The organism is Celeribacter sp. PS-C1 (assembly GCF_019429625.1).
GTDB lineage: Bacteria > Pseudomonadota > Alphaproteobacteria > Rhodobacterales > Rhodobacteraceae > Celeribacter.
In genome coordinates this window covers 46739-69055 of the sequence record NZ_JAHXRW010000007.1, presented here as the reverse complement: position 1 = coordinate 69055, position 22317 = coordinate 46739, and the positions used below count along the sequence as shown (strand labels likewise).

The following is a 22317-nucleotide window of genomic DNA, read 5'->3' as shown; positions in this document are numbered from 1 at the left end:
TTTTCAGATTAATCTGAGGAAGGTTAACGTTCGGTTGAGCCTTCTTCTTGGTTCAAATACTCAACTTCGCTCAACGGCTCAGAACTTCGTCCACCCATTGCGGCACAACCGTACTGGCCAAGCCCTCACGCACCTCGTCAAACCGCCCGCCGGAAGCCTCGAGGTTCAATTCCATGGTCCTGATACCCAGCTGACGCGCCATTTGGCCAAACCCTGCGGCGGGGTAGACGACGCCGGAGGTGCCGATGGAGACGAACAGGTCGCTGTCTTCCAAAGCCTCCTGGATCGTGTCCATATGATAGGGAATTTCGCCGAACCAGACGATGTCGGGCCGGGTCGCGGGAGCGCCGCAAGAGGGGCAGGGGTCTTTCACGTCCATCGCCATCGGCGCGGACCACCTATGGTCGCAGGTGGCACAAAGCGCATCCTTGAGAGCGCCGTGCATATGGATAACGTCGCGTGCGCCACCGCGCTCCAGCAGGTCATCGACGTTTTGCGTGACGAGGTACACCGGCGCGTCATGGGCGGCCTGCAGCCTTGCCAGCGCTTGATGTGCCGCGTTGGGTTCCGCCTCCGCCGCCTGCGCGCGGCGCATATTGTAAAATGTCTGAACCAGTTCGGGATCGCGGGCAAAGGCCTCTGGCGTGGCAACATCTTCGACCCGGTGATCTTCCCAGAGCCCGTCTTCGGCGCGAAAGGTTTTGAGCCCGCTCTCCGCGGACAAACCGGCGCCGGAGAGAATGAAAATTCCGCCTGTCATCTGAGGTCTCCCTTTTCTTTCACCCTGCCTTGTGCCCGACACGCGGGCAAGGGTAGCGTGTCAACAAACAGGAGCCCTCATGCATAAAATCCTTTTCGTTTGTCTCGGCAATATCTGCCGCTCGCCCTCCGCTGAGGCGGTGTTTGTCGCCAAGGCGGAGGCTGCGCGACTACCTGTCAGCGCGGACAGCGCAGGCACCGGAGATTGGCATGTCGGCGAAGCACCTTATGGTCCGATGCAGGCGGCGGCGAGACTGCGGGACTATGACCTCTCCCCGCTCCGCGCGCGTCAATTCACGGCGGCGGATTTCACCAGCTTCGACCTGATCGTGGCGATGGACGAGGCCAATTTGCATGACATTGAACGGCTTCGGCCGGCGGGAAGTGATACGCCTGTCGTTTTGATGATGTCCTATGCGGCGGAGGCGGGGGTTAAGGCCGTGCCAGATCCCTATTACACCCGAGATTTCGATGAGGCGCTGGACCTGATCGAGGTGGCCGCCGACGGGCTCATCATGCGCTTAAAGACGTAGCCAGCGAAAGGCGCGTTTAAGCTCTTCCGTGCCGTTCTCAGAGTACCAGCGCCCGTGGCTGAGGATCACCTTCTCGGGTTCCCAGCCGATCACCTCGCGCATTACGGCGCGGGCCTTTTTCTTGGATTTGAACGTGGCGCGCATGTCGGCGGGGGCTTTGCCGTCCGGGTCGAGAATGCCAGCGAGGTGCGTCAGCACAGCACGGAAGGGACCGACTTTCTCCGCCTCGAAGTTCTCGATCAGATCGGTCAAAATGAGGGTTCTCGAACTTTCGTGGAAAAACACCACCTCGTGCAGAAAGCGATGCCCTTTGACCACGCGCTGGCGTATCGCGTGTGCATAGCCTTCGGGCGCTTCATCGGTCAAAATCTCATGCGGGGGGACGGGTATGTTGAACTTCCGTGCGCGCTCTTTGACGCCGGGGGCGGCCAGAACCGCAGCACCGGGAAAGCGTTTGTGCCAGGCGTTCAGCGAGACGTAATGGATTGGATTGGGGGCGATCAACCAACCGATGGGGCCGAGCGCGGCCATCTCGTCCAAGAGCCCCTCGTCAAGTGCGATTGGTGAATGCACCCAGAGCTTGCCGTCCACACGCACCACCGTCATCCGTGTTGGAAAATTCATGCCGTAGAATGGCACAGGCGGCCCGTCGGCGAGCCAAATCTCTGAATCTACATCTGGGCCGACAGGTTTAAGCGTGTTGAGCGGTGGGTAGAGGTTTTCGGGCTTAGCCACAGTATTGTGCGGCGGTTTCCCCAAACACCTTGTAACGACGCCAGAAGGCCTCGTGGCTCGAATTGTCCGACTGGCGAATGTCCTGCGCCTTTTGCGGGTTCTTAAAGAACTTCGCGGCCTGACGTTGGTCGCTATTTGACAGGGTCAGATCGGCGGCCTGCTGAATGCAGCCACAGAGCGCGCGATTGTTCGCGGCCCGGTCCGACGCCATGCAGGCCCGCTCAACCGCACCAGCGGAGGCGCCCATGGGCGACAACGTCGCGGTGAAGCCAGCGGCGATCAGGGTCAATACGGTCAATGATTTTTTCATGTCTCTGCCTCTCGTGCCTCTCTTTGTGCCAAGACGCGGCCCTGTCTTTTGATGTTTTCACACCCGCAGAGTCCACCGTTTTGGTGAAGATACTGTTAAAATGCCTGAGTCTGGGGTTTGAGGCAATTGCGGAGTTTGTCGCGGGGGCCGGATGGGCGGAGGGGTGCTTATTCACCGCAAAAAGCGTAAATGGCTGGCTGAAAACGGCTCATCGCAAATACGTGCGCTAAGTTTGAGAAAATGAGGTTCAAAAGCTGGATGTATGTGGGGCTGTAGCCCTCAGGGGGCTTGCCATTCCCCCCCTTTCCCCGCATAGAACTCAGCCAAACCTTCACGCGCTAAAGGCCTGTCATGACCGAGCTGAAAAACATCCGGAACTTCTCCATCGTGGCCCATATCGACCACGGCAAATCGACGCTTGCCGACCGGTTGATCCAGCTCACAGGCACGGTGGCCGAGCGCGATATGCAGGCGCAGATGTTGGACTCGATGGACATCGAGCGCGAGCGCGGGATCACGATCAAGGCGAACTCTGTGCGGATCGAATATCCGGCCAAGGACGGCGAGACCTATATTCTGAACCTGATCGACACCCCCGGCCACGTCGACTTTGCCTATGAGGTGAGCCGCTCGATGCAGGCTGTCGAGGGCTCTCTTTTGGTGGTGGACGCGACGCAGGGCGTCGAGGCGCAGACGCTTGCGAACGTCTATCAAGCCATTGATGCCGACCACGAGATCGTGCCGGTGCTGAACAAGATTGACCTCCCGGCCGCCGAGCCGGAGCGTGTGTGCGAACAGATCGAAGATGTCATCGGCATCGACGCCTCGAATGCCATCGAAATTTCCGCCAAGACCGGCATCGGTATCCCCGATGTGCTCGAGGCCATCGTCACCCGTTTGCCTGCGCCGAAAGGCGATCGCGACGCGCCGCTTAAGGCCATGCTGGTCGACAGCTGGTACGATCCGTACCTTGGCGTTGTCGTGATGATCCGCGTCATCGACGGGGTGGTTAAAAAAGGCGACCAGATCCGCATGATGCAGACCAAGGCGACCTATAAGATCGACAAGCTCTCGGTGCTCAAACCGAAGATGGTCGACATCGCCGAGCTGGGGCCGGGCGAGATCGGTATTTTCACCGCGTCGATCAAACAGGTGCGCGACACCAAGGTGGGCGACACGATCACCCATGAGAAAAAACAGTGCGACAAGCCGCTGCCGGGCTTTAAGCCCTCGATTCCCGTGGTGTTCTGTGGCCTCTTCCCGGTCGATGCCAATGACTTCGAAGACCTGCGCACCGCGATTGAGAAACTGCAACTGAACGATGCGTCCTTCAGCTCTGAGATGGAAACCTCCGCCGCTTTGGGCTTTGGCTTCCGTTGTGGGTTCCTCGGGCTGTTACACCTCGAAGTGATCCGCGACCGTCTGGAGCGCGAATACGATCTCGACCTGATCACCACCGCCCCTTCCGTGGTCTATAAAATCTACATGAAGGACGGCACGGTCGAGGACTTGCATAACCCCGCCGACATGCCCGATCTGACCTATGTCGATCACGTCGAAGAGCCGCGCATCAAGGCGACGATCATGGTGCCTGACGAATATCTGGGCGATGTTCTCAAACTCTGCCAGGACCGCCGCGGCATCCAGATGGACCTGACCTACGCCGGCGCCCGCGCGATGGTTGTCTATGACCTCCCGCTCAACGAAGTGGTGTTCGATTTCTACGATAGGCTCAAATCCATTACCAAAGGGTATGCGTCGTTTGACTATCAATTCACCGAGTATCGCGAGGACAACCTCGTGAAGATGCAGGTGCTGGTGAACGACGAACCTGTGGATGCGCTCTCGATGATGGTCCACCGCGACCGAGCTGAGTCCCGTGGCCGTGCGATGTGTGAAAAGCTCAAGGAGCTGATCCCCCGCCACATGTTCAAAATCCCGATCCAGGCCGCGATTGGCGGCAAGGTGATCGCGCGTGAAACCCTCTCCGCGCTGCGCAAGGACGTGACCGCCAAATGTTACGGCGGCGACGCGACCCGGAAGAAGAAACTTCTGGAAAAGCAGAAGGCGGGTAAGAAGAAGATGCGCCAGTTCGGGAAAGTGGAAATCCCGCAGGAAGCGTTTATTAACGCGCTGAAAATGGACAGTTAAAAAGAGCCGCCCTTCGGGGCGGCTTTTTCTTGTCCAATTTCAGCGCGGGTGCGTCGCAGTCTTGTCGAGGCGAGTCTTTGTCCCACCAATTCTCACAAAAAAACGCCCCCCCAAAAAAAAGGGCAGGCGCTTTCCACAATCCTTCGAGCGGTCACCCCACTCACACCCCACTCACATCTCACTCTGAACCTCACGGCTTTCCTGAGAAATCGCAGACCCAGCCTTGGAGATGTCCTGACCCGCGCCCTCAATGGTCTCGCAAGCGGCAAGGGACAAAAGGACGGCACCGAAAATCATCACGCGTTTCATATCAAACTCCTTGATTGGCATTTGACGTTTCAACGCGTGCGCGGCGGGAAAGGTTCCTGCCCGGAGGCGGTCGATCAGCGCGCGGCTTGCGAAATTGCCTGACCGGCTTTCGAAATATCTTGGCCTGCGCCCTCAATGGTTTCACAGGCGGCTAGTGCCAAAAGGGTCAGGCCCAAAAGCATCACACGTTTCATGTTGGTCTCCGTCAAATATCGTCCCGGATTTGGTAGCGCGCTTCGTTGAAAGGCTCAACTGTTTCCGGGTGACAGGCTGTGTCGCGGACGAGGGATGTCGGCGCATGTCAGGCATTTCATTGAGCGGCCATTTGACGCCGATCAAAGAAACATCGTGGAATCATCTTAAGGTCATATGCGCGCGATTGAATATGAGGAAGAGATCCATGAACCGACTTGCCGGCATTCTTTTTTCGCTGATTTCCACCACCCTGATGGGCACAGCCGTCGTCGTGGCGCTGACGATGGGCAAAGATACGCTTCAGCCCATTTTGATCGCGGCGGCCATCGGCTTTGTGATCGCGATCCCGGTGACGTGGGTCGTGGCCAAGAAGATCATGGAAGAATTCTCTTAAGCCTTCGCGTCGACGGCATGCATCCAGGCCCGCATCGCGGCCTCGAATTCGCGGGGTTTCTCGGCATGAAGCCAATGGCCCGTGCCGGGGATGGATGCGAATTTGGCCTCTGGGAACAGTGCCTTGGAGCGCTCGCGATGATCGCGCTCGACATAGGTGCTTTCGCCGCCTGAGAGGAAGAACGTGGGGCCGTCGTATTGCCCGGAGACCTCGGGGAAGGCGGTGATCTTCGGCATCTCGGCTTCCAGCACGTCGAGGTTCAAGAGCCAGCGTTTCTCTTTGACCACAAGGCTTTGCAGCAAAAACGCCCGCACGCCCGCGTCCAACACATCGCGGGCGAGTTGTTTGTCGGCGTCGGAGCGTTTCTCCACGATGGACAGGTCGATCCTGCGCATCGCCTCAATCAGCGGCGTGTTGTCATGACTGTAGGTGACGGGCGAAATATCGGCCACAACCAGCGACTTGATCAATTCAGGACGTGTGAGCGCCAGCACCATCACCGCCTTGCCGCCCATCGAATGCCCCATGACGTGCATGGGCCCGTGTTCGGCCACCAGAGGCTCCAAGACTTCAGCCAGATCACCCGCCATATCCGGATAGCTTTGCGTCGGGAAACGCGGGCTTTCGCCGTGGTTGCGCTGGTCGACGGCGACGACAAGGCGTTCGTCAGAGAGGCGTTTCGAGATCACGCCCCAGTTGCGGGCGGAGCCGAAGAGGCCGTGGACGATCAAAAGGGGCGAGGCGTCGGTCGGCTGACCGGTCAATTCAATGTGCAGCATGGTTGAGAGATAGCGCCTTGGCGCCTCGTCGCAAACCCCCTAAAAGAAGCCCATGGACCATTCCGTGACGCACAGATCAGATGAGCTTGCCGCGCTAATGCGCGACCATTTGGGCGTGCGTATGGGCGAGGGATTCGAGGCCAAGGTGAAACACGCAGGCCGCCGTTTGCCACGTTGGGCGCGTAAGAAGTCCGCGGTCATCATTGAGGCGATGGCTTTGGAAGCGCATCCCAAGCTGGCGCAGCAGGTGCCGCATAAAAAGGTCGACAAGGCCTTTAAAGAATTGCGCTATTTCCTAGAACGTCAGGATGTGAAGACTAGGCGGAAGAACCGGGTTTTGGACCTGATCGCGACGATCGGCTTTGTGGTTTTTGCCACCATCGCGCTGGGGCTGGCGGTTATGGTTTGGCGCGGTCTGGTGTAAAGGCGCTCGGGCAAAGCGCATCGCGCTGCACCAATGTGACCGTGACAAAGCTGACGTAAAGCAGCAGATACCACGACCCCATTTTTGAAAAACTGACCATCTCGCCGGAGATCTGACCGTTGTAGAGCCAGATCCGTGTTGCCGTGCCGATGTTCTCGGCGATCCAGAGGAAAAAAGCAGAGAGCACGGCGGCCAGAGGCAGGGGCATCCAGTGCCAGTGGCCGATACGATACCAGACGCGGGTGCGGGCAAAAAGTATGAGCGAGGCGATGAAAAGCCCGATGCGGATGTCCGGGCCGAAGTGATGCGTGAAGAAGTTCAGATAGATCGCGAGCGCAAACAGAAGCGAGGCCCAATAGGGCGGGTAGGGCGCAAACCGCATGTTGAAGAGCCGGATTGCACGGGCCATGAAACTACCGACTGAGGCATACATGAAGCCTGAGAACAGCGGCACGCCACCGATTTTGATTGCCCCAGCGCCGGGGTAATCCCAACTGCCCATGTGGAGTTTGAAAATCTCCATCACGGTGCCGGTCATGTGGAACAGGAGAATGACTTTGGCCTCGTCCAGTGTCTCCAACCGAAAGATCAGGAAAAGGATTTGCAGGCCGAGCGCGTAGAGCAATAGGGCGTCATAGCGCGCGATCAGCCAGTCGTCCTGCCAGATCGCATGCGTCGCCATCATGGCGATCAACAGCAGCCCGCCAAAGAGCGAGGCCCAGCCCATTTTGACCGTGAACATGACAAATTCAGTGACGACATGCGGCAGACGGGCGCGGAGCCAGTCGCCGAGACGGCGTTCAAGTGTGGTGGGCTGAGACATCGGGTAACATCGCAATTGTGAAAGAAAAAGGGGCCCGAAGGCCCCTTAACCTGTCTCGAATGTTCGAAACTTACAAGTTCGGGTAGAGGGGGAATTTCTCGCAAAGCGCCTCGACCTCGGCTTTCACCTTGGCCTCGACCTCTGCATTGCCCTCTTCGCCATTGGCCGCAAGGCCGTCGACGACTTCAACGATCCAGTCGGCGATCTGGCGGAATTCAGCCTCACCGAAGCCGCGCGTCGTGCCCGCAGGGGTGCCGAGACGGACACCGGAGGTGACCATCGGCGGCTGCGGGTCAAACGGAATGCCGTTTTTGTTGCAGGTGATATGCGCGCGCTCCAGCGCCTTTTCCGTGTCCTTGCCGGTCACATCTTTGGGGCGCAGGTCGACGAGCAAAACGTGGGTGTCGGTGCCACCGGTAACGATGTCCAGACCGCCCTTCATCAGCTGATCGGCCAGCGCCTGAGCGTTAACGATCACCTGCTTGGCGTATTCTTTGAACTCGGGACGCAGCGCCTCGCCAAAGGCCACGGCTTTCGCGGCGATGACATGCATCAGCGGGCCGCCCTGAATGCCGGGGAAGATGGCGGAGTTCACCTTTTTGGCGATCTCGACGTCGTTGGTCAGGATCATGCCGCCGCGCGGACCGCGGAGCGTCTTGTGCGTCGTGGTGGTCGCCACATCGGCATAGGGGAAGGGCGACGGATGCGCGCCACCGGCGACGAGACCGGCGAAGTGGGCCATGTCGACCATGAGGATCGCGCCGACTTCATCGGCAATCTCACGGAATTTCGCAAAGTCGATCTGACGCGGAATGGCGGAACCGCCGGCGATGATCAGTTTCGGCTTGTTCTCGCGGGCCAGCTCGGCAACGGCGTCATAGTCGATGCGCTGATCTTGTTGGCGCACACCGTATTGCACGGCTTTGAACCATTTGCCGGACTGGTTCACGGTCGCACCATGAGTCAGGTGGCCGCCGGAGGCGAGGTTCATGCCGAGGATCGTGTCGCCCGGTTGCAGAAGCGCGTTGAACACGCCTTGGTTCGCCTGAGAGCCGGAGTTCGGCTGGACGTTGACATATTGGCAACCGAACAGCTCTTTCGCGCGGTCGCGGGCGAGGTTCTCGGTGATGTCGACGAACTGACAGCCACCATAGTAGCGACGGCCCGGATAGCCTTCGGCATATTTGTTGGTGAGGACGGACCCTTGGGCCTCCATCACTGCGGCGGAGACGATGTTCTCAGAGGCGATCAGCTCGATCTCGTGGCGCTGACGGCCAAGCTCTTTGGTGATGCTGTCGAACAGCTCGGGGTCACGGGAGGCGAGTGCCTCGGTGAAGAAACCGGAATCGCGGACATTGGCCGTCATGATATGCTCCTTGGCAGACTGGGAGTGTCGCGGTTGTCTTAGCCATTCTGTCACATTTGGAAAACCCTTTGTCGTTGCATAATGATCATGAATTCGGGCCCGTTTGGGTCTTTTGCGGCGACGAAAGTTTCCGATCCGCGCCCGCGCGGCCGTTTGAGGGCACAATTTTGACGACAGGAGGATTGCGCAACCCCGCAGGAATTCAGGTGAAATCCCTAATCAGCTTTGATACTGAAAACCAAACACCGGTTCTGAAAGGGACACATCATGGTTAAAATCGCCTTTGCAGCCAGCGATGCCCAGATCGCGCAGCGCGCGTTCGAACGGCTGTCTGCGCAGTATAAGGCGGTGCCGTTGGAGGAGGCCGAGGTGATCGTCGCACTTGGTGGCGATGGCTTCATGCTTCAGACCCTGCACGGGACCATGCATCTCGACACGCCGGTTTACGGCATGAATTGCGGCACCATCGGCTTTTTGATGAACGAGTTTCGTGAGGACGATCTGATCGAACGCTTGCGCGAGGCCGAGGAAGAGGTGATCAACCCGCTCTCTATGGTGGCCTGCGGCGAGGACGGGCGCGAGCATAAGGCGCTGGCGATCAACGAGGTGTCTTTGCTACGTGCGGGGCCGCAGGCTGCGAAGCTTCGGGTTTCGATCGACGGCAAAATCCGCATGGATGAGCTGGTTTGTGACGGGGTTCTGGTCTCAACGCCCGCGGGCTCGACCGCCTATAACTATTCTGCGCGCGGGCCGATCCTGCCCATCGGGTCGGACGTTCTGGCCCTCACCGCCATGGCTGCGTTCCGGCCCCGGCGCTGGCGCGGGGCGTTGCTGCCCAGTGCCGCCAAGGTGCGGTTCGATGTGCTTGAACCGGAAAAACGCCCGGTCATGGCCGATGCCGACAGCCGCCACACGGATAAGGTGCTCTGGGTCGAGATCGCCTCGGAGCCCAAGGTGAAACACCGCATCCTCTTCGATCCGGGGCATGGTCTCGAAGAGCGGCTATTACGCGAACAATTCGTCTGAGGTGAGGCGCTAGCCTCAGCCTCTGCGTGCGCCGCGCACGGGTTTGCCCCAGGTTTCCAGTTTGCGGTAAAGCGTCGAGGGCGAGACATCGAGCACCCTTGCTGCCGCCGGGATCGACCCGTCCGCTGACTGAATTGCGGTTTCGATGGCATGTCTTTCGATCTCTGCCAAAGTTCGCCCTTCGAACGGATCGGCCCGCCCGGGAAACCGGGGCGTGGCGCCGTCAGAGCCCGGCGGCGACGATATGCCGACGCCGCGCAGATAGGGGGGCAGGTCCGATATCTCCACAATCGGCCCGTCATTCAAAAGTGCGACATTCCAGAGCACGTTCATCAACTCTCGAATGTTGCCGGGCCAATTGTGCTCGAGAAAGATTGCTTTGACAGGGGTGGAGAGGGTGCGAAAGTTCCGACCTTCTTGCGCACAGAGACGATCCAATTCGGTTTCCGCGATCTCGATCACTTCCAATCCGCGCTCGCGCAGTGGCGGTAGGTGGATCGGCACCACGTTCAGGCGATAGAACAGATCAGGACGAAACCGTCCTTCGGCCACCTCTTCGGTAGGCTCTGGCGTGGAGGTGCAAATCAGGCGCAAAGAGACAGGCAAAGGGGAGGGCCCCCCAAGCGGCGTGATCTCACCGGTCTGGAGCACATTCAAAAGTCGTGCCTGCATCGCGGGCGACAAGGCGCAGACCTCGTCGAGCAACAGAGTGCCGCCGTTGGCGCGCTCAACGGCGCCGGATTTGGCGGGGCTGTCCGATGTCGCGACATGGCCGAGCAGCTCTTCCTCGATCCGCTCCGGATCGGCGGTGGAACAATCGAGTTTGACAAAGGCCCCGTCTTGGAACCCGGATTGCGCGTGGAGGGTGACCGCGGCCTTGACCTTTCCGGTGCCGCTCTCGCCGGTGATGAACACCGGTGCAGCAGAGCCAGCGACGGCACGGATGGTCTCGTAGACGTCTTTCATAGGCTGCGACGAACTGAGAGCGCCCTCCAAACCGTCGCCATGGCCAATCGCCTCGCCGGGCAAGGTCCCGATGCTGCGTCCGGCCAGCGCATTGTCGATCGCAGAGATCAATTGATCCGGAGCCAGCGGTTTGACCAGAAAGTCGACCGCACCATTGCGCATCGCGGCAACGGCCCGGTCGACGGTCGCGAAGGCTGTGACCGCAATGGCTTTCAGTTCGGGGCACCGTGAGGTCAATCTCTCGATCAATTCCGCGCCGTCGCCATCGGGTAGAACGAGATCGACCAGAGCGATGCGGGGGGAATGGGTTTGTGCCAATTCCAGCGCTTCTTGTTTGCTGCGGGCGGTGAGAACGACATGTCCCTGCGCTTCTAAGGTGGCTGAAAAGAGGGTCAAATGGGTGGCAACATCATCGACGATTAAAATGGGGGGGTGGGACATCTGTGTCCATCTCGCGCGTTAAGATTGAATGAATTTCAGTTTGAATATGGGATGCATACTGCCGAAGGTGGCCTAGAATTTCAATGATTTCCGACGGCAGAACCTGTTCCGAGCGCTCTGACAGAAGACGCGATTCCTGCTGTGCGGCTTCCATGCCGACGGCGGCGAAAAGCGCGGAGAGGGAATGGCAGGCGCGCGACAAAAGGGCGTGGCGCTGGGGTCCTTCCGGGCCTTGCATCGCGCGATTGGCTTCGTCGAGATACTGGTCCAGATCCTCGGACATCTGCGCCAGAACCACGGCAGCGGTCGGACAGGGCAGATGGCCGATCAATGTGTTGAGGCAGTTCTCCAGGGCGTTGCGCTGCGGCGTGCGAAGCCAGTCGATCACGTGGGGTGTATAATGTGAGACCTGCTGCGGTGGCACGAGGTTTTCAAGATCCAGCGCCGTGGCGATAGCGTCGAGGATGTCGCGCTGGGCATTGATCGGTTTGCTCAGAACTGCCTTTGCTCCATGGGCCAGAATCGTTCGGCGGTTCACCAGAAACACATGAGAGGTGATGGCGACAGTTGGCGGAATGGGATGGTTTTGCACTTTGAGCCGGGACAACACTTGAAGGCCGGACAGGAGCGGCAATTCGACGTCGAGAAATACGATGTCGATCCGGATGTCGGGGTCGGTGAGGCGATCAAGCGCTTCGATGCCGTCATGGGCTTCGATCACGGTCAGTCCGAGCGCCTCAAGGTCGTGACGGAGCCCAAGTCTCATGGCAGCGCTGTCTTCGACCAAAAGCGCCACGAGTCCGGCGGGTAAATGTTGCGAGTGTACGATCGTGTCGCTTTTGGTCTCGTTGGGCCGTGGAAACGGCAGCGTCAAACAGGCCTCCGCACCTCCGTCTGGCGGATTGTGCAGCGTTAGTTTTCCGTTCAGACGCCGGGTTGCGTCAAAGGCCACATGAAGGCCGAACCCCGATCCCGGCTCACCTGCTCCAATCGGGGGAGTGGCCTGTTTCTCCGTGTCCAAAACGCGTTTTGGATATCCGGGGCCGCTGTCACGGATGCGAAACACCAGTTCTTCATTTGCGCCTTGGCCGGAACGTGCGATGTCGATGGAAATCGGCCCCGGTCCGGCGTGATGCAGCGCGTTGGACACGAGGTTGGAAAGCGCCTGTTCCAGTGCCAGCATGTCGAGATCCGCAATGTCCGGCAGGTGATCGGTGCCGCTCAACAAAAGTTCACAGCCAAGCTTTTCGGTGATCCTCTGCCAACGCTGTACGAGGCCCGTCAGAACCAGACGCGGCGCACTGCTCAAAATGGGGGGAGGGCGCTTTTGGTGATCGTGGAACAGCGCTTCGGAGGCCTCGTCGAGAAGGCGACCGAGATGCGCGCCGGTATGGCTCAGGCGGGACAGCTCGTCTTGGATGTGCCGCGGCAGACAGGTGTTCTGCGCCAACATTTTTAGGGTGCTTTGTAATTCTCCGAAAGTCGAACGAATATCGTGTGATAGCAGGGAAATACGTCCTGCATCTTTGATTTGAAGCGTGTGGCTTTGTTCGTTCTTTTGAGTCAAATTGTCCCCTTACGTCTCACCTGATGCTGAAATTGAGCACCTGTTGCCGATCGCCAAATTGGGCATGAAAAAAAACGCGGCCAAATGGGGCCGCGTCGTTCCCCGGCATGTTGGTTAACAAAGTCTGAACCAACCTCGCGCCGGGAAACAGTGGTTTTTTGTTAAAATTTACTCTTTTGCGTAGCCAAGTCCCTGAAGCGCCACCTTGATCTCATCCAGAATCGCCGGATCGTCGATGGTCGCAGGCATTTTGAATGGCTGGCTGTCCGCAATTTTCACCATCGTGCCGCGCAGGATCTTGCCCGAGCGGGTTTTCGGCAAACGGTCCACGACACAGGCCATTTTGAACGCCGCCACGGGGCCGATGTCCTTGCGGACCGAAGCCACCACCTCTTTGACGATCTCGGCGTGATCGCGGTCACAACCGGCATTGAGGCACAAGAAGCCCAGGGGCGATTGCCCCTTGAGTTGATCCGCCACGCCGATCACGGCGCATTCTGCCACATCGGGGTGGTTCGCCAGAACCTCTTCCATCGCGCCGGTGGAGAGGCGGTGCCCGGCGACGTTGATCACGTCATCGGTGCGGGCCATGATGTAGACATAGCCGTCCTCATCCTTGATCCCGGCATCCCCCGTCTCGTAATAACCCGGGAAAGTGGTCAAATAGCTCTTTTTATAGCGATCTTCGGCATTCCATAGCGTCTGCAACGTGCCCGGCGGCAGCGGCAGCTTGATCGCGATGGCACCCAACTCACCGTCGGCCACCGGATGACCTGCCTCGTCGAGAATGTCGATGTCATAGCCCGGCATGGCCACAGACGGCGAGCCGATCTTGACCGGCAGTTCCTCGATGCCCAGCGGGTTTGCGGCGATGGCCCAGCCGGTTTCCGTCTGCCACCAGTGGTCGATCACTGGCACGCCGAATTTCTCCTGCGCCCATTTGATCGTGTCGGGGTCCGCGCGTTCACCGGCAAGGAAAATCGCTTGAAGTTCATGCGCCTTGTAACGTTTGATCCATTCGCCATTCGGGTCCTCACGCTTGATTGCGCGCAGCGCCGTGGGCGCGGTGAAGAACGACTTCACCCGCTGGTTCTGAATGATCCGCCAGAACACACCGGCATGCGGCGTGCCGACCGGCTTACCTTCGAAGACGATGGTTTGCGCGCCTTTGATCAGCGGGCCGTAACAGATGTAGCTGTGGCCCACGACCCAACCCACATCGGAGGCTGCCCAGAACCGGTCGCCTGCCTCGATGTTGTAGATATTCTTCATCGTCCAGTTCAGCGCCACAAGGTGCCCGCCGGTGGAGCGTACCACGCCTTTCGGCGCGCCGGTGGTGCCCGAGGTGTAGAGAATATAGGCCGGGTGATTGCCCTCGACCGGAACACATTCCGCCGGTTTCACGCCGTATTGGAAGCCATGCCAGGAGAAGTCACGGCCTTCGATCAGCTTGGCAACTTCTTGTTCGCGTTGGAAAATCACGCAGAACTCAGGTTTGTGGGTGGCCACCTCAATGGCTTCATCCAGAAGCGGTTTGTAATGCACCACGCGGTTCGGTTCGAGGCCGCAAGAGGCGGCAATGATCGCCTTGGGCGTACAGTCGTCGATTCGCACCGCAAGCTCATGCGCCGCAAAGCCGCCGAAAACGACGGAGTGCACCGCGCCAATTCGGGCACAGGCCAGCATCGCCTCAAGCGCTTCGGGCACCATCGGCATATAGATGATGACGCGGTCGCCTTTTTCGACGCCGCGCATCTTGAGCGCACCCGCCAGAGAGGACACGCGGGCCTGCAATTCCTTGTAGGTGATGCCCTTGGTCGAATGGGTGATCGGGCTCTCGTGCATGATCGCAATCTCATCGCCGCGACCGGCTTCGACATGGCGGTCCACCGCGTTGTAACAGGTGTTGGTCAACCCGTCCGAGAACCATTCGTAAATCGGTGCATTGTCGTCAAACAGCGCCTTCGACGGCTTTTTGAACCAATGGACCTCCTCCGCGGCCTCCATCCAAAATGCTTCCGGGTCGGATTTCCAGGCCTCGTAAACGTCTTTATATGCCACTCTTCGCGTCCTCCTCGCTGACTTGGCGTGATTGGCTCAGTCAGTGATTCCCTGCGGGGCTACGTAGGAATATCACGCGCAACAATCACGGGGGCCGCTGGTAATTTGGCCCGCTCCGGCAATGTTGTTACCAGAGCGCGCCGCAAATGTTTATATAAAATTCGCAAACATCTCTAGAAATGTAGTTTGCAAACTTTGACACAAGAGATTGATGTTGCAAACAGAAACGCCCCCGCGGGTGAGGCGGAGGCGTTGCAAATTTGTTTTAGGACTTGGGCTTAGCCGTAATGTGCGACCGGCGTTCCCGCGATGGCGGACATATTCAAAAGTCCGCGCGAGGTGATCGAGGGTGTGACGATATGCGCCTTGTTCGCCATCCCCATCAGGATCGGACCGACCTCGAGGCCGCCGCCTTTGGTCTTGAGGATGTTGCGCACGCCGGAGGCCGCATCGGCAATCGCAAAGACCAGCGCATTCGCCGGGCCTTCAAGTCGCGAGTGTGGGAAGTTGCGTTCGCGCAAATCCGGGGTCAGGGCACTGTCGATGTGCATCTCGCCCTCGTATTTGAAGTCTCGCGGCTCCGAGTCGAGGATTTCCATGGCTTCGCGCATATGTCGACCCGTCATGCAATTGAGGTTGCCGAACTCACTGTGGGAACACAGGGCGATATTGGGCTCGATCCCGAAACGACGCACATGGCGCGCCGTGGCGATCACCGTTTCGGCGATCTGTTTCGGCGTCGGTTCCGTGTGCACATGGGTGTCTGCGATGAACAGCGGGCCGTCTTCTTGGATCATCAAGGAGAGCGCGCCGACCGGCTGGCGCTCCTTGGTGCCGAGAATTTGCGTCACATAGTTGAGGTGCCACAGATATTGACCGAAAGTGCCGCAGATCATGCTGTCGGCGTGATCCTGTTGCACCATAATGGCGCCAATCGCCGTGGTGTTGGTGCGCAGGATCGCTTTTGCCAGATCCGGTGTCACCCCTTTGCGGGCCATCAGGTCATGATAGGCTTGCCAATATTGTTTGTAACGGCTGTCGTTTTCCGGGTTCACCACCTCGAAATCGATGCCGGGGCGAATTTTCACGCCTGCGCGTTCGGCCCGCATGGCGATCACCTCCGGGCGGCCGATCAGGATCGGTTTATCGGTGGTTTCCTCAATCATGCCTTGGGCGGCGCGCAGCACGCGTTCGTCTTCGCCTTCGGCAAAGGCGATGCGGCGTTCGGCGTGGCTTGCGGCGGCAAAGACCGGGCGCATGATCAGCGCGGATTTGAACACCGAACCGTCGAGCGCGTCCTTGTAGGCCTTCATGTCCGTGACCGGCTTGGTCGCCACGCCGCTCTCCATTGCGGCTTTCGCGACCGCAGAGGCGACAACGCCCATAAGGCGCGGGTCAAAAGGTTTCGGGATCAGATAATCCGGGCCGAACTCCATCCGCTCGTCTTGATAGGCGGCGGCAGCTTCTGCGCTCGTCGTGGCGCGGGCCAGGGCTGCGATCCCTTCGATGCAACCGATCTGCATCGCGTCGTTGATCTCGGTTGCACCGACATCCAACGCGCCGCGGAAGATGAAGGGGAAACATAGCACGTTATTGACTTGGTTGGGATAATCCGAGCGCCCCGTGGCGATGATCGCATCGGGGGCGACCTTTTTGACCTCGTCGGGCATGATTTCCGGCGTCGGGTTGGCGAGCGCGAAAATGATCGGCTGTTTGGTCATCTTCTTGACCATCTCGGGCTTCAGGACGCCCGGACCGGAGAGGCCGAGGAACATATCCGCGCCTTCGATCGCCTCGTCCAACGTCCGCAGGTCGGTCTTTTGCGCAAAGGCGGCCTTTTGCGCCGTCATCTCTTCCTCGCGGCCCTCGTAAACCAGCCCGGCGATGTCGCAGAGCCAAACGTTTTCGCGTTTGAGGCCGAGTTTCAAAAGCATGTTGAGACAGGCAATTCCCGCCGCCCCGCCGCCGGTGGACACCACTTTAATGTCTTCGATCTTTTTGCCCGACACGCGCAGCGCATTGGTCGCGGCGGCTCCGACGACGATGGCGGTGCCGTGTTGGTCGTCGTGGAACACCGGAATGTTCATCTTCTCGCGGCAGAGTTGTTCAACGATAAAGCAATCCGGCGCCTTGATGTCTTCGAGGTTGATCGCGCCAAAGGTCGGTTCCAGCGCGCAGACGATCTCGGCGAGTTTTTCCGGGTCGCTTTCGTTCACTTCGATGTCGAAACAGTCGATGTTGGCGAATTTCTTGAAGAGCACCGCCTTACCCTCCATCACCGGTTTCGAGGCTGCGGCACCAATGTTGCCGAGGCCCAAAACGGCGGTGCCGTTGGTCACGACGGCGACGAGGTTGCCACGCGCAGTGTAGCGGCTTGAGGTGGTCGGGTCGGCCTTGATTTCGAGGCAGGCTTCGGCGACGCCGGGGCTATAGGCCCGCGCGAGGTCGCGGCCGTTGGCCATCGGCTTGGTGGCGCGAATTTCCAATTTCCCGGGCTTGGGGAATTCGTGATAGTCGAGCGCGGCTTGTCTCAGGCTGTCGTTGCGCTTGTCCGTCGCCATTGGTGATCTCCCAATCTTGTCTGCTGCCTTGTCTGTGCTCATGTCCGCGGTTGCGGTGCGCGGGGGTATTGTTTAATGTTAAACAAGTTTGCCTCAAGGCCTCTCCCTCGGCAAGCCTCTACGCCGCAGGAGGGGGCTGATGCAAGGGGAGACATGTAAAATGGTCGGCATCTGCTTGAGGGCATATGGCTGCGCGTAAAAGACGAGCAAACCTGTGTGGGGAACCGCACAATCGGCAAGGTCGTGGTCTGGACAGCGTATCGCACTTGCATCTGGACGGGTGAGGCTTCACTCTGGACCGGATAGTCAAAAATGAGGGTTTCCCATGTCTGCGCCCACCTCTCTCTTGGATGAAGCTGCAAAAATTCAGGACAAAGCCTATGCGCCCTATTCCAAGTTTCGCGTCGGCGCAGCGATCCGCACCGCATCGGGCGCGGTTTTCACTGGCGTGAATGTGGAAAATGCCGCCTATCCCGAAGGCACCTGTGCCGAAGCGGGCGCGATCGCGGCGATGGTTTTGGGCGGGGAGACCAAAATCGCCGAGGTTGCCGTGATCGGGGACAGTGACGCACCGGTGCCGCCTTGCGGGGGCTGTCGTCAGAAAATTCGCGAATTTGCAGGGCCGGATGTGAAGGTCTCTATGATGTCGCGCACGGGCGAAGTGTTGACCATGACGGTGGGCGAGCTTTTGCCGGGGGCGTTTACGCCGGATCATATGGATTAATCCTCATGACGTTTGATGCGCGCCAAATCATTGAGAAATTGCGGGACAAGCGCGAGCTGTCGCCAACGGAGCTGACCGGCTTTGCGCAGGGTCTCGCCAGCGGTGCCGTGACCGACGCGCAAGCGGGTGCTTTTGCCATGGCCGCTTTGCTAAACAGTATGTCCGACCCTGACCGCGTGGCTTTGACGCTTGCGATGCGCGATAGTGGCGAAGTGATGCGCTGGGACTTGCCGTCCCCCGCGATCGACAAACATTCCACAGGCGGTGTCGGCGATTGTGTGTCGCTTTTGCTCGCGCCCGCCTTGGCTGCCTTGGGCGCCTGTGTGCCGATGGTCTCGGGGCGCGGGCTTGGTCACACGGGCGGCACTTTGGATAAGCTCGAATCCATTCCCGGCCTCAAAACCGAAGTCACGGATGCGCGGTTCCACGAGATTGTCGAGCGCGTTGGATGCGCCATCGTCTCCGCCTCCGGCTCCATCGCGCCTGCGGACAAACGGCTCTACGCGATCCGCGACGTCACCGGCACGGTCGAGAGCATCGACCTGATCACCGCTTCGATCCTATCGAAGAAACTCGCGGCGGGCCTTGAGGCGTTGGTGCTCGACGTTAAATGCGGCTCGGGGGCTTTCATGACCACGCCCGAGGACGCCCGCGCCTTGGCGCAGAGCCTCGTCACCACAGCCAATGGCGCAGGCTGCAAGACCTCCGCGCTGATCACCGATATGAACCAGCCGCTCTGTCCGACGCTGGGCAATGCCTTGGAAGTCATGACGGTGATGGAGGCGCTGACCACGGGCGAAGTGGACAATATCCTTTGCGATGTGACCTGTGCATTGGGGGGAGAGTTGATGGTTTTGGCCGGATTGGCCGAGGATGCGGACCAAGCCGCTTGGGCGGTGCGCGACACGCTCACCGATGGCTCCGCCGCCGAGCGGTTTGGCCGGATGATTTCCGAATTGGGTGGACCCGCCGATTTCGTCGATCACTGGCGCGACCGTTTGCCTTCGGCCCCCGTCGTGCGCGATGTTTTGTCAGAGCAGCCGGGGTATGTTTCAGAGATGGACGGCCATGCGCTTGGCATGACGGTGGTGCATCTGGGCGGCGGGCGCATGAAGGGGGGCGACAAAGTCGACCCGGCGGTTGGGCTTTCCAATTGTTGTATGATCGGGGAATATCTCGATGCGGACAACCTGATCGCGACCATCCATGCCAAATCCGTGGATGAGGCTGACCGGGCGGAGGCCGCGATCCGTGCGGCGGTTCGGCTGGCGCCTGAAGCCCCCGACGAGCCGCCTCTTGTATATGAGAAGGTATCGGTATGAGCAGGGCATTTTTGATCGTGATGGACGCGGTGGGCCTCGGCGGCGCACCGGATGCGGACGCGTTTTTCAACGGGGAGCGGCCCGACACGGGCGCCAACACCATCGCCCATATTGCGCAGGCCTGTGCCGAGGGCCGCGCCGAAGAGGGGCGTTCCGGGCCCTTGCATCTGCCGAACCTAGACGCGCTTGGTTTGGGCGCGGCGATGGCGCACGCGACCACTGATCCCGCGCCGGGTTTGGAGGCGATGCCCAAGGGGCTTTATGGTGTGGCAGCAGAAATCTCTCCCGGCAAGGACACGCCTTCGGGCCATTGGGAATTGGCCGGTGTGCCGGTGCCGTGGGATTGGCATTATTTCCCGAATGAGCAGCCATCTTTTCCGAAGGATTTGATGGAGAAGGCGGCGGAGCTTTGTGGTGCAGGGGGCACTTTGGCGAATTGCCACGCCTCCGGCACCGAAGTCATCAAAGAGTTCGGCGCGCAGCACATCGCGACCGGTTGGCCGATTTGCTACACCTCTGCGGATTCCGTGTTTCAGATCGCCGCGCATGAGGATCATTTCGGCCTCGACCGGCTGTTGAAGCTCTGCGAAGACCTCGCGCCCACGCTCCATGCCATGAAGATCGGGCGCGTCATTGCGCGGCCTTTCATAGGCACGCTGGAAGACGGTTTCACCCGCACCGGAAATCGTCACGACTACGCCATCGCGCCGCCAAGTCCGACGATTTGCGATTGGGCGAAATCCGCCGGGCGTGCAACCTATGCTATTGGCAAGATTGGCGATATTTTCTCGATGCAGGGGTTGGATGAGGTGCGCAAGGGCAACGATCATCTGCTCTTCGATCACCTCTGTGATGTGATGGAAGAGGCGCCTGACGGCTCCTTTACCTTCGCCAATTTCGTCGAATTCGATAGCCTCTACGGCCACCGGCGCGACGTCTCCGGCTATGCCCGCCATCTCGAATGGTTCGACAGCCAGATGCCGCGACTGTTCGAGCGGGCGCGCGAGGGCGATCTTTTGATTTTCACCGCCGACCATGGCAACGACCCGACTTGGTCGGGCACGGACCACACCCGCGAACAGGTGCCGGTGCTGGGCTATGGTGTCGGTCTTAAACCCATTGGCCCTGTGGCCTTTTCCGATGTAGCGGCCTCGATTGCCAAACACCTCGGGATTGAGGCGCAAGGGCCCGGACGGAGTTTCCTATGACAGTCTCTGATATGCCGAAAATCGAGCTGCACATGCACCTCGAAGGGGCCGCGCCGCCGGCCTTTATTCGCGGCTTGGCGGCTGAGAAAAAGGTCGATCTCTCGGGCGTTTTCGACGAGAGAGGCGCCTATAAATACAAAGACTTCTGGGACTTTCTCAAGGTCTATGAGGCCGCCACCTCGGTCCTGAAAACACCTCAGGATTACTACCGCCTGACCCGCGCCGTTCTCGAAGAAAGTGTGGCGTCGAATGTGATCTACACCGAAAGCTTCCTCGCGCCTGATTTTTGTGGCGGCGGCGATGTCACGGCGTGGAAAGACTACCTCGCCGCGATCAAACAGGCCGCTGACGAGATTGAGCAGGAGGCGGGCATCGTGATGCGAGCGATCCCGACCTGTGTGCGCCATTTTGGTCCGGATCAGGCCAAGAAAACTGCTGCCTGCGCGCAGGAAACTGGGGGCGATTTCGTGACCGGCTTTGGCATGGGGGGTGACGAGGCGATGGGCAAGCAGGGCGATTTCAAATACGCTTTCGACATGGCGCGCGAGGCGGGGCTGCGGCTCACCTCTCATGCGGGCGAATGGGGCGGGCCGGACAGTGTCCGCGACGCCATTCGCGACCTCAAGGTCGAGCGGATTGGCCATGGCGTGCGTGCCATCGAAGACCTTGCTCTGGTCGATGAGATTGCCGAAGCGGGGATCGTGTTGGAGGTCTGTCCGGGCTCGAACATTGCGTTGGGTGTCTATCCGAAATGGTCCGATCACCCGATTGCCAAACTGCGCGAGCGCGGTGTGAAGGTGACCGTCTCAACAGACGATCCGCCATTCTTTCATTCTACCATGCGGTATGAATTCGACCGCCTTGCCGAGACTTTCGGTTGGGAAGAGGATGATTTCAAAGACTTGAACAAGGTCGCGATTGAGGCGGCCTTCTGTAATGAGGCGACCCGAGGGGCGGTCGCAAAGAAACTGGAGCCAACCGATGCTTGATCATTTGACCGTCGTGAAACACCCGCTGGTGCAGCACAAGCTGACCATTATGCGGGACAAAGACACTTCCACCGCCGGGTTCCGGCAGCTGCTACGGGAGATTTCCCTGCTGCTCGCCTATGAGGTGACCCGCGAGTTGGACATGACGGAGAAAACCATCGAAACACCGATGCAGACCATGCAGGCGCCGACGCTAGATGGCAAAAAACTGGCGCTGATCTCGATCCTGCGCGCGGGCAACGGTCTGATGGACGGGATTTTGGAGCTTATCCCCTCCGCGCGCGTCGGTTTTGTCGGGCTCTACCGAGACGAAGAGACGCTCGAGCCGGTTGAATATTACTTCAAAGTGCCCGAAGATCTTGGTGACCGTCTCGTTATTGCAGTCGATCCGATGCTTGCAACCGGCAATTCCTCGGTCGCGGCTATTGACAAGCTGAAAGAGGCAGGCGCGAAAAACATTCGTTTTCTCTGCCTCTTGGCGGCACCTGAAGGCGTGAAGCGGATGGAAGCGGCCCATCCGGATGTGCCGATCGTGACAGCAGCAGTGGACGAAAAGCTCAACGAGCATGGATATATTGTCCCCGGGCTAGGGGATGCGGGCGATCGCATGTTTGGTACAAAATAAGCGATTTCCCCTCTTAACAGCGAATCAGTTCTGCGCTACGCTGTCCCCC

Annotated in this window: 22 protein-coding genes; 10 read left to right on the top strand and 12 right to left on the bottom strand. The window is 59.4% G+C overall.

What is annotated here, in order from left to right:
- Positions 1 to 70: 70 nt before the first annotated feature.
- On the bottom strand, positions 71 to 760 hold the full coding sequence (locus J5Y17_RS11725; RefSeq protein ID WP_219785438.1) for an NAD-dependent deacylase: 690 nt from the start codon (positions 758 to 760) through the stop codon (positions 71 to 73).
- Positions 761 to 839: 79 nt separating this feature from the next.
- Here J5Y17_RS11725 and J5Y17_RS11720 point away from each other — a divergent pair, with 79 nt between their 5' ends.
- A complete protein-coding gene (locus J5Y17_RS11720) occupies positions 840 to 1292 on the top strand; it encodes a low molecular weight protein-tyrosine-phosphatase (protein WP_219785437.1) in 453 nt (150 codons plus the stop codon).
- Here J5Y17_RS11720 and J5Y17_RS11715 read toward each other — a convergent pair.
- Entirely contained in the window at positions 1281 to 2027 is a 747-nt protein-coding gene (locus J5Y17_RS11715) for a DUF4336 domain-containing protein (RefSeq protein WP_370628933.1), read from the bottom strand. The genes J5Y17_RS11720 and J5Y17_RS11715 overlap by 12 nt on opposite strands.
- Positions 2020 to 2337: a hypothetical protein gene (locus J5Y17_RS11710; RefSeq protein WP_255572055.1), complete on the bottom strand. Its 318-nt coding sequence runs from the start codon at positions 2335 to 2337 to the stop codon at positions 2020 to 2022. The genes J5Y17_RS11715 and J5Y17_RS11710 overlap by 8 nt, the downstream gene beginning before the upstream one ends.
- A gap of 351 nt (positions 2338 to 2688) precedes the next feature.
- Here J5Y17_RS11710 and lepA point away from each other — a divergent pair, with 351 nt between their 5' ends.
- A complete protein-coding gene (gene lepA / locus J5Y17_RS11705) occupies positions 2689 to 4488 on the top strand; it encodes a translation elongation factor 4 (protein ID WP_219785436.1) in 1800 nt (599 codons plus the stop codon).
- A 171-nt stretch (positions 4489 to 4659) separates the two neighbouring features.
- On the opposite strand, the gene J5Y17_RS11700 is transcribed toward lepA, so the two are convergent.
- On the bottom strand, positions 4660 to 4797 hold the full coding sequence (locus tag J5Y17_RS11700) for an entericidin A/B family lipoprotein (protein ID WP_219785435.1): 138 nt from the start codon (positions 4795 to 4797) through the stop codon (positions 4660 to 4662).
- Positions 4798 to 4871: 74 nt separating this feature from the next.
- Positions 4872 to 4991, bottom strand: coding sequence for an entericidin A/B family lipoprotein (locus J5Y17_RS11695; RefSeq protein WP_219785434.1), 120 nt, complete (start codon positions 4989 to 4991; stop codon positions 4872 to 4874).
- 206 nt (positions 4992 to 5197) lie between these two features.
- Here J5Y17_RS11695 and J5Y17_RS11690 point away from each other — a divergent pair, with 206 nt between their 5' ends.
- The gene (locus J5Y17_RS11690; RefSeq protein WP_219785433.1) at positions 5198 to 5386 is read left to right on the top strand and encodes a CTP synthetase; all 189 of its coding nucleotides are present in this window, start codon (positions 5198 to 5200) and stop codon (positions 5384 to 5386) included.
- On the opposite strand, the gene J5Y17_RS11685 is transcribed toward J5Y17_RS11690, so the two are convergent.
- Complete coding sequence (locus J5Y17_RS11685; RefSeq protein WP_219785432.1) at positions 5383 to 6165, bottom strand: alpha/beta fold hydrolase; 783 nt, start codon at positions 6163 to 6165, stop codon at positions 5383 to 5385. The genes J5Y17_RS11690 and J5Y17_RS11685 overlap by 4 nt on opposite strands.
- A gap of 64 nt (positions 6166 to 6229) precedes the next feature.
- Here J5Y17_RS11685 and J5Y17_RS11680 point away from each other — a divergent pair, with 64 nt between their 5' ends.
- On the top strand, positions 6230 to 6589 hold the full coding sequence (locus J5Y17_RS11680; protein ID WP_219785431.1) for a hypothetical protein: 360 nt from the start codon (positions 6230 to 6232) through the stop codon (positions 6587 to 6589).
- Here the strand turns inward: J5Y17_RS11680 and J5Y17_RS11675 are convergent.
- A complete protein-coding gene (locus tag J5Y17_RS11675; protein WP_219785430.1) occupies positions 6564 to 7412 on the bottom strand; it encodes a DUF817 domain-containing protein in 849 nt (282 codons plus the stop codon). The two genes, J5Y17_RS11680 and J5Y17_RS11675, sit on opposite strands and share 26 nt — an antisense overlap.
- A gap of 70 nt (positions 7413 to 7482) precedes the next feature.
- Positions 7483 to 8778, bottom strand: a complete 1296-nt coding sequence (gene glyA, locus J5Y17_RS11670; protein ID WP_219785429.1) for a serine hydroxymethyltransferase — start codon at positions 8776 to 8778, stop codon at positions 7483 to 7485.
- 267 nt (positions 8779 to 9045) lie between these two features.
- On the opposite strand from glyA, the gene J5Y17_RS11665 reads away from it, so the two are divergent.
- Complete coding sequence (locus J5Y17_RS11665) at positions 9046 to 9804, top strand: NAD kinase (RefSeq protein WP_219785428.1); 759 nt, start codon at positions 9046 to 9048, stop codon at positions 9802 to 9804.
- Between the two features lie 15 nt (positions 9805 to 9819).
- Here the strand turns inward: J5Y17_RS11665 and J5Y17_RS11660 are convergent, their stop codons facing one another.
- The 4 genes from J5Y17_RS11660 to J5Y17_RS11645 all read right to left on the bottom strand — a co-directional run bounded on the left by J5Y17_RS11660 (position 9820) and on the right by J5Y17_RS11645 (position 17400).
- Positions 9820 to 11211, bottom strand: a complete 1392-nt coding sequence (locus J5Y17_RS11660; protein WP_219785427.1) for a sigma-54 dependent transcriptional regulator — start codon at positions 11209 to 11211, stop codon at positions 9820 to 9822.
- Positions 11180 to 12664 carry a response regulator gene (locus J5Y17_RS11655; protein ID WP_219785426.1) on the bottom strand — a complete coding sequence of 495 codons (1485 nt, stop codon included), beginning with the start codon at positions 12662 to 12664 and terminating at the stop codon, positions 11180 to 11182. Before J5Y17_RS11655 ends, J5Y17_RS11660 begins: the two co-directional genes overlap by 32 nt.
- Positions 12665 to 12946: 282 nt before the next feature.
- Positions 12947 to 14839: a propionyl-CoA synthetase gene (locus tag J5Y17_RS11650; RefSeq protein ID WP_219785425.1), complete on the bottom strand. Its 1893-nt coding sequence runs from the start codon at positions 14837 to 14839 to the stop codon at positions 12947 to 12949.
- A gap of 278 nt (positions 14840 to 15117) precedes the next feature.
- Positions 15118 to 17400, bottom strand: coding sequence for an NADP-dependent malic enzyme (locus tag J5Y17_RS11645; RefSeq protein WP_219785424.1), 2283 nt, complete (start codon positions 17398 to 17400; stop codon positions 15118 to 15120).
- 325 nt (positions 17401 to 17725) lie between these two features.
- On the opposite strand from J5Y17_RS11645, the gene cdd reads away from it, so the two are divergent.
- The 5 genes from cdd to upp are packed head-to-tail and all read left to right on the top strand — an operon-like array spanning position 17726 to position 22268.
- A complete protein-coding gene (gene cdd / locus J5Y17_RS11640) occupies positions 17726 to 18124 on the top strand; it encodes a cytidine deaminase (protein WP_219785423.1) in 399 nt (132 codons plus the stop codon).
- Between the two features lie 5 nt (positions 18125 to 18129).
- A complete protein-coding gene (locus J5Y17_RS11635; protein WP_219785422.1) occupies positions 18130 to 19446 on the top strand; it encodes a thymidine phosphorylase in 1317 nt (438 codons plus the stop codon).
- A complete protein-coding gene (locus tag J5Y17_RS11630; protein ID WP_219785421.1) occupies positions 19443 to 20654 on the top strand; it encodes a phosphopentomutase in 1212 nt (403 codons plus the stop codon). Before J5Y17_RS11635 ends, J5Y17_RS11630 begins: the two co-directional genes overlap by 4 nt.
- Positions 20651 to 21643, top strand: coding sequence for an adenosine deaminase (locus J5Y17_RS11625; protein WP_219785420.1), 993 nt, complete (start codon positions 20651 to 20653; stop codon positions 21641 to 21643). The genes J5Y17_RS11630 and J5Y17_RS11625 overlap by 4 nt, the downstream gene beginning before the upstream one ends.
- Entirely contained in the window at positions 21636 to 22268 is a 633-nt protein-coding gene (gene upp, locus J5Y17_RS11620) for a uracil phosphoribosyltransferase (RefSeq protein WP_219785419.1), read from the top strand. Before J5Y17_RS11625 ends, upp begins: the two co-directional genes overlap by 8 nt.
- Positions 22269 to 22317: the final 49 nt, after the last annotated feature.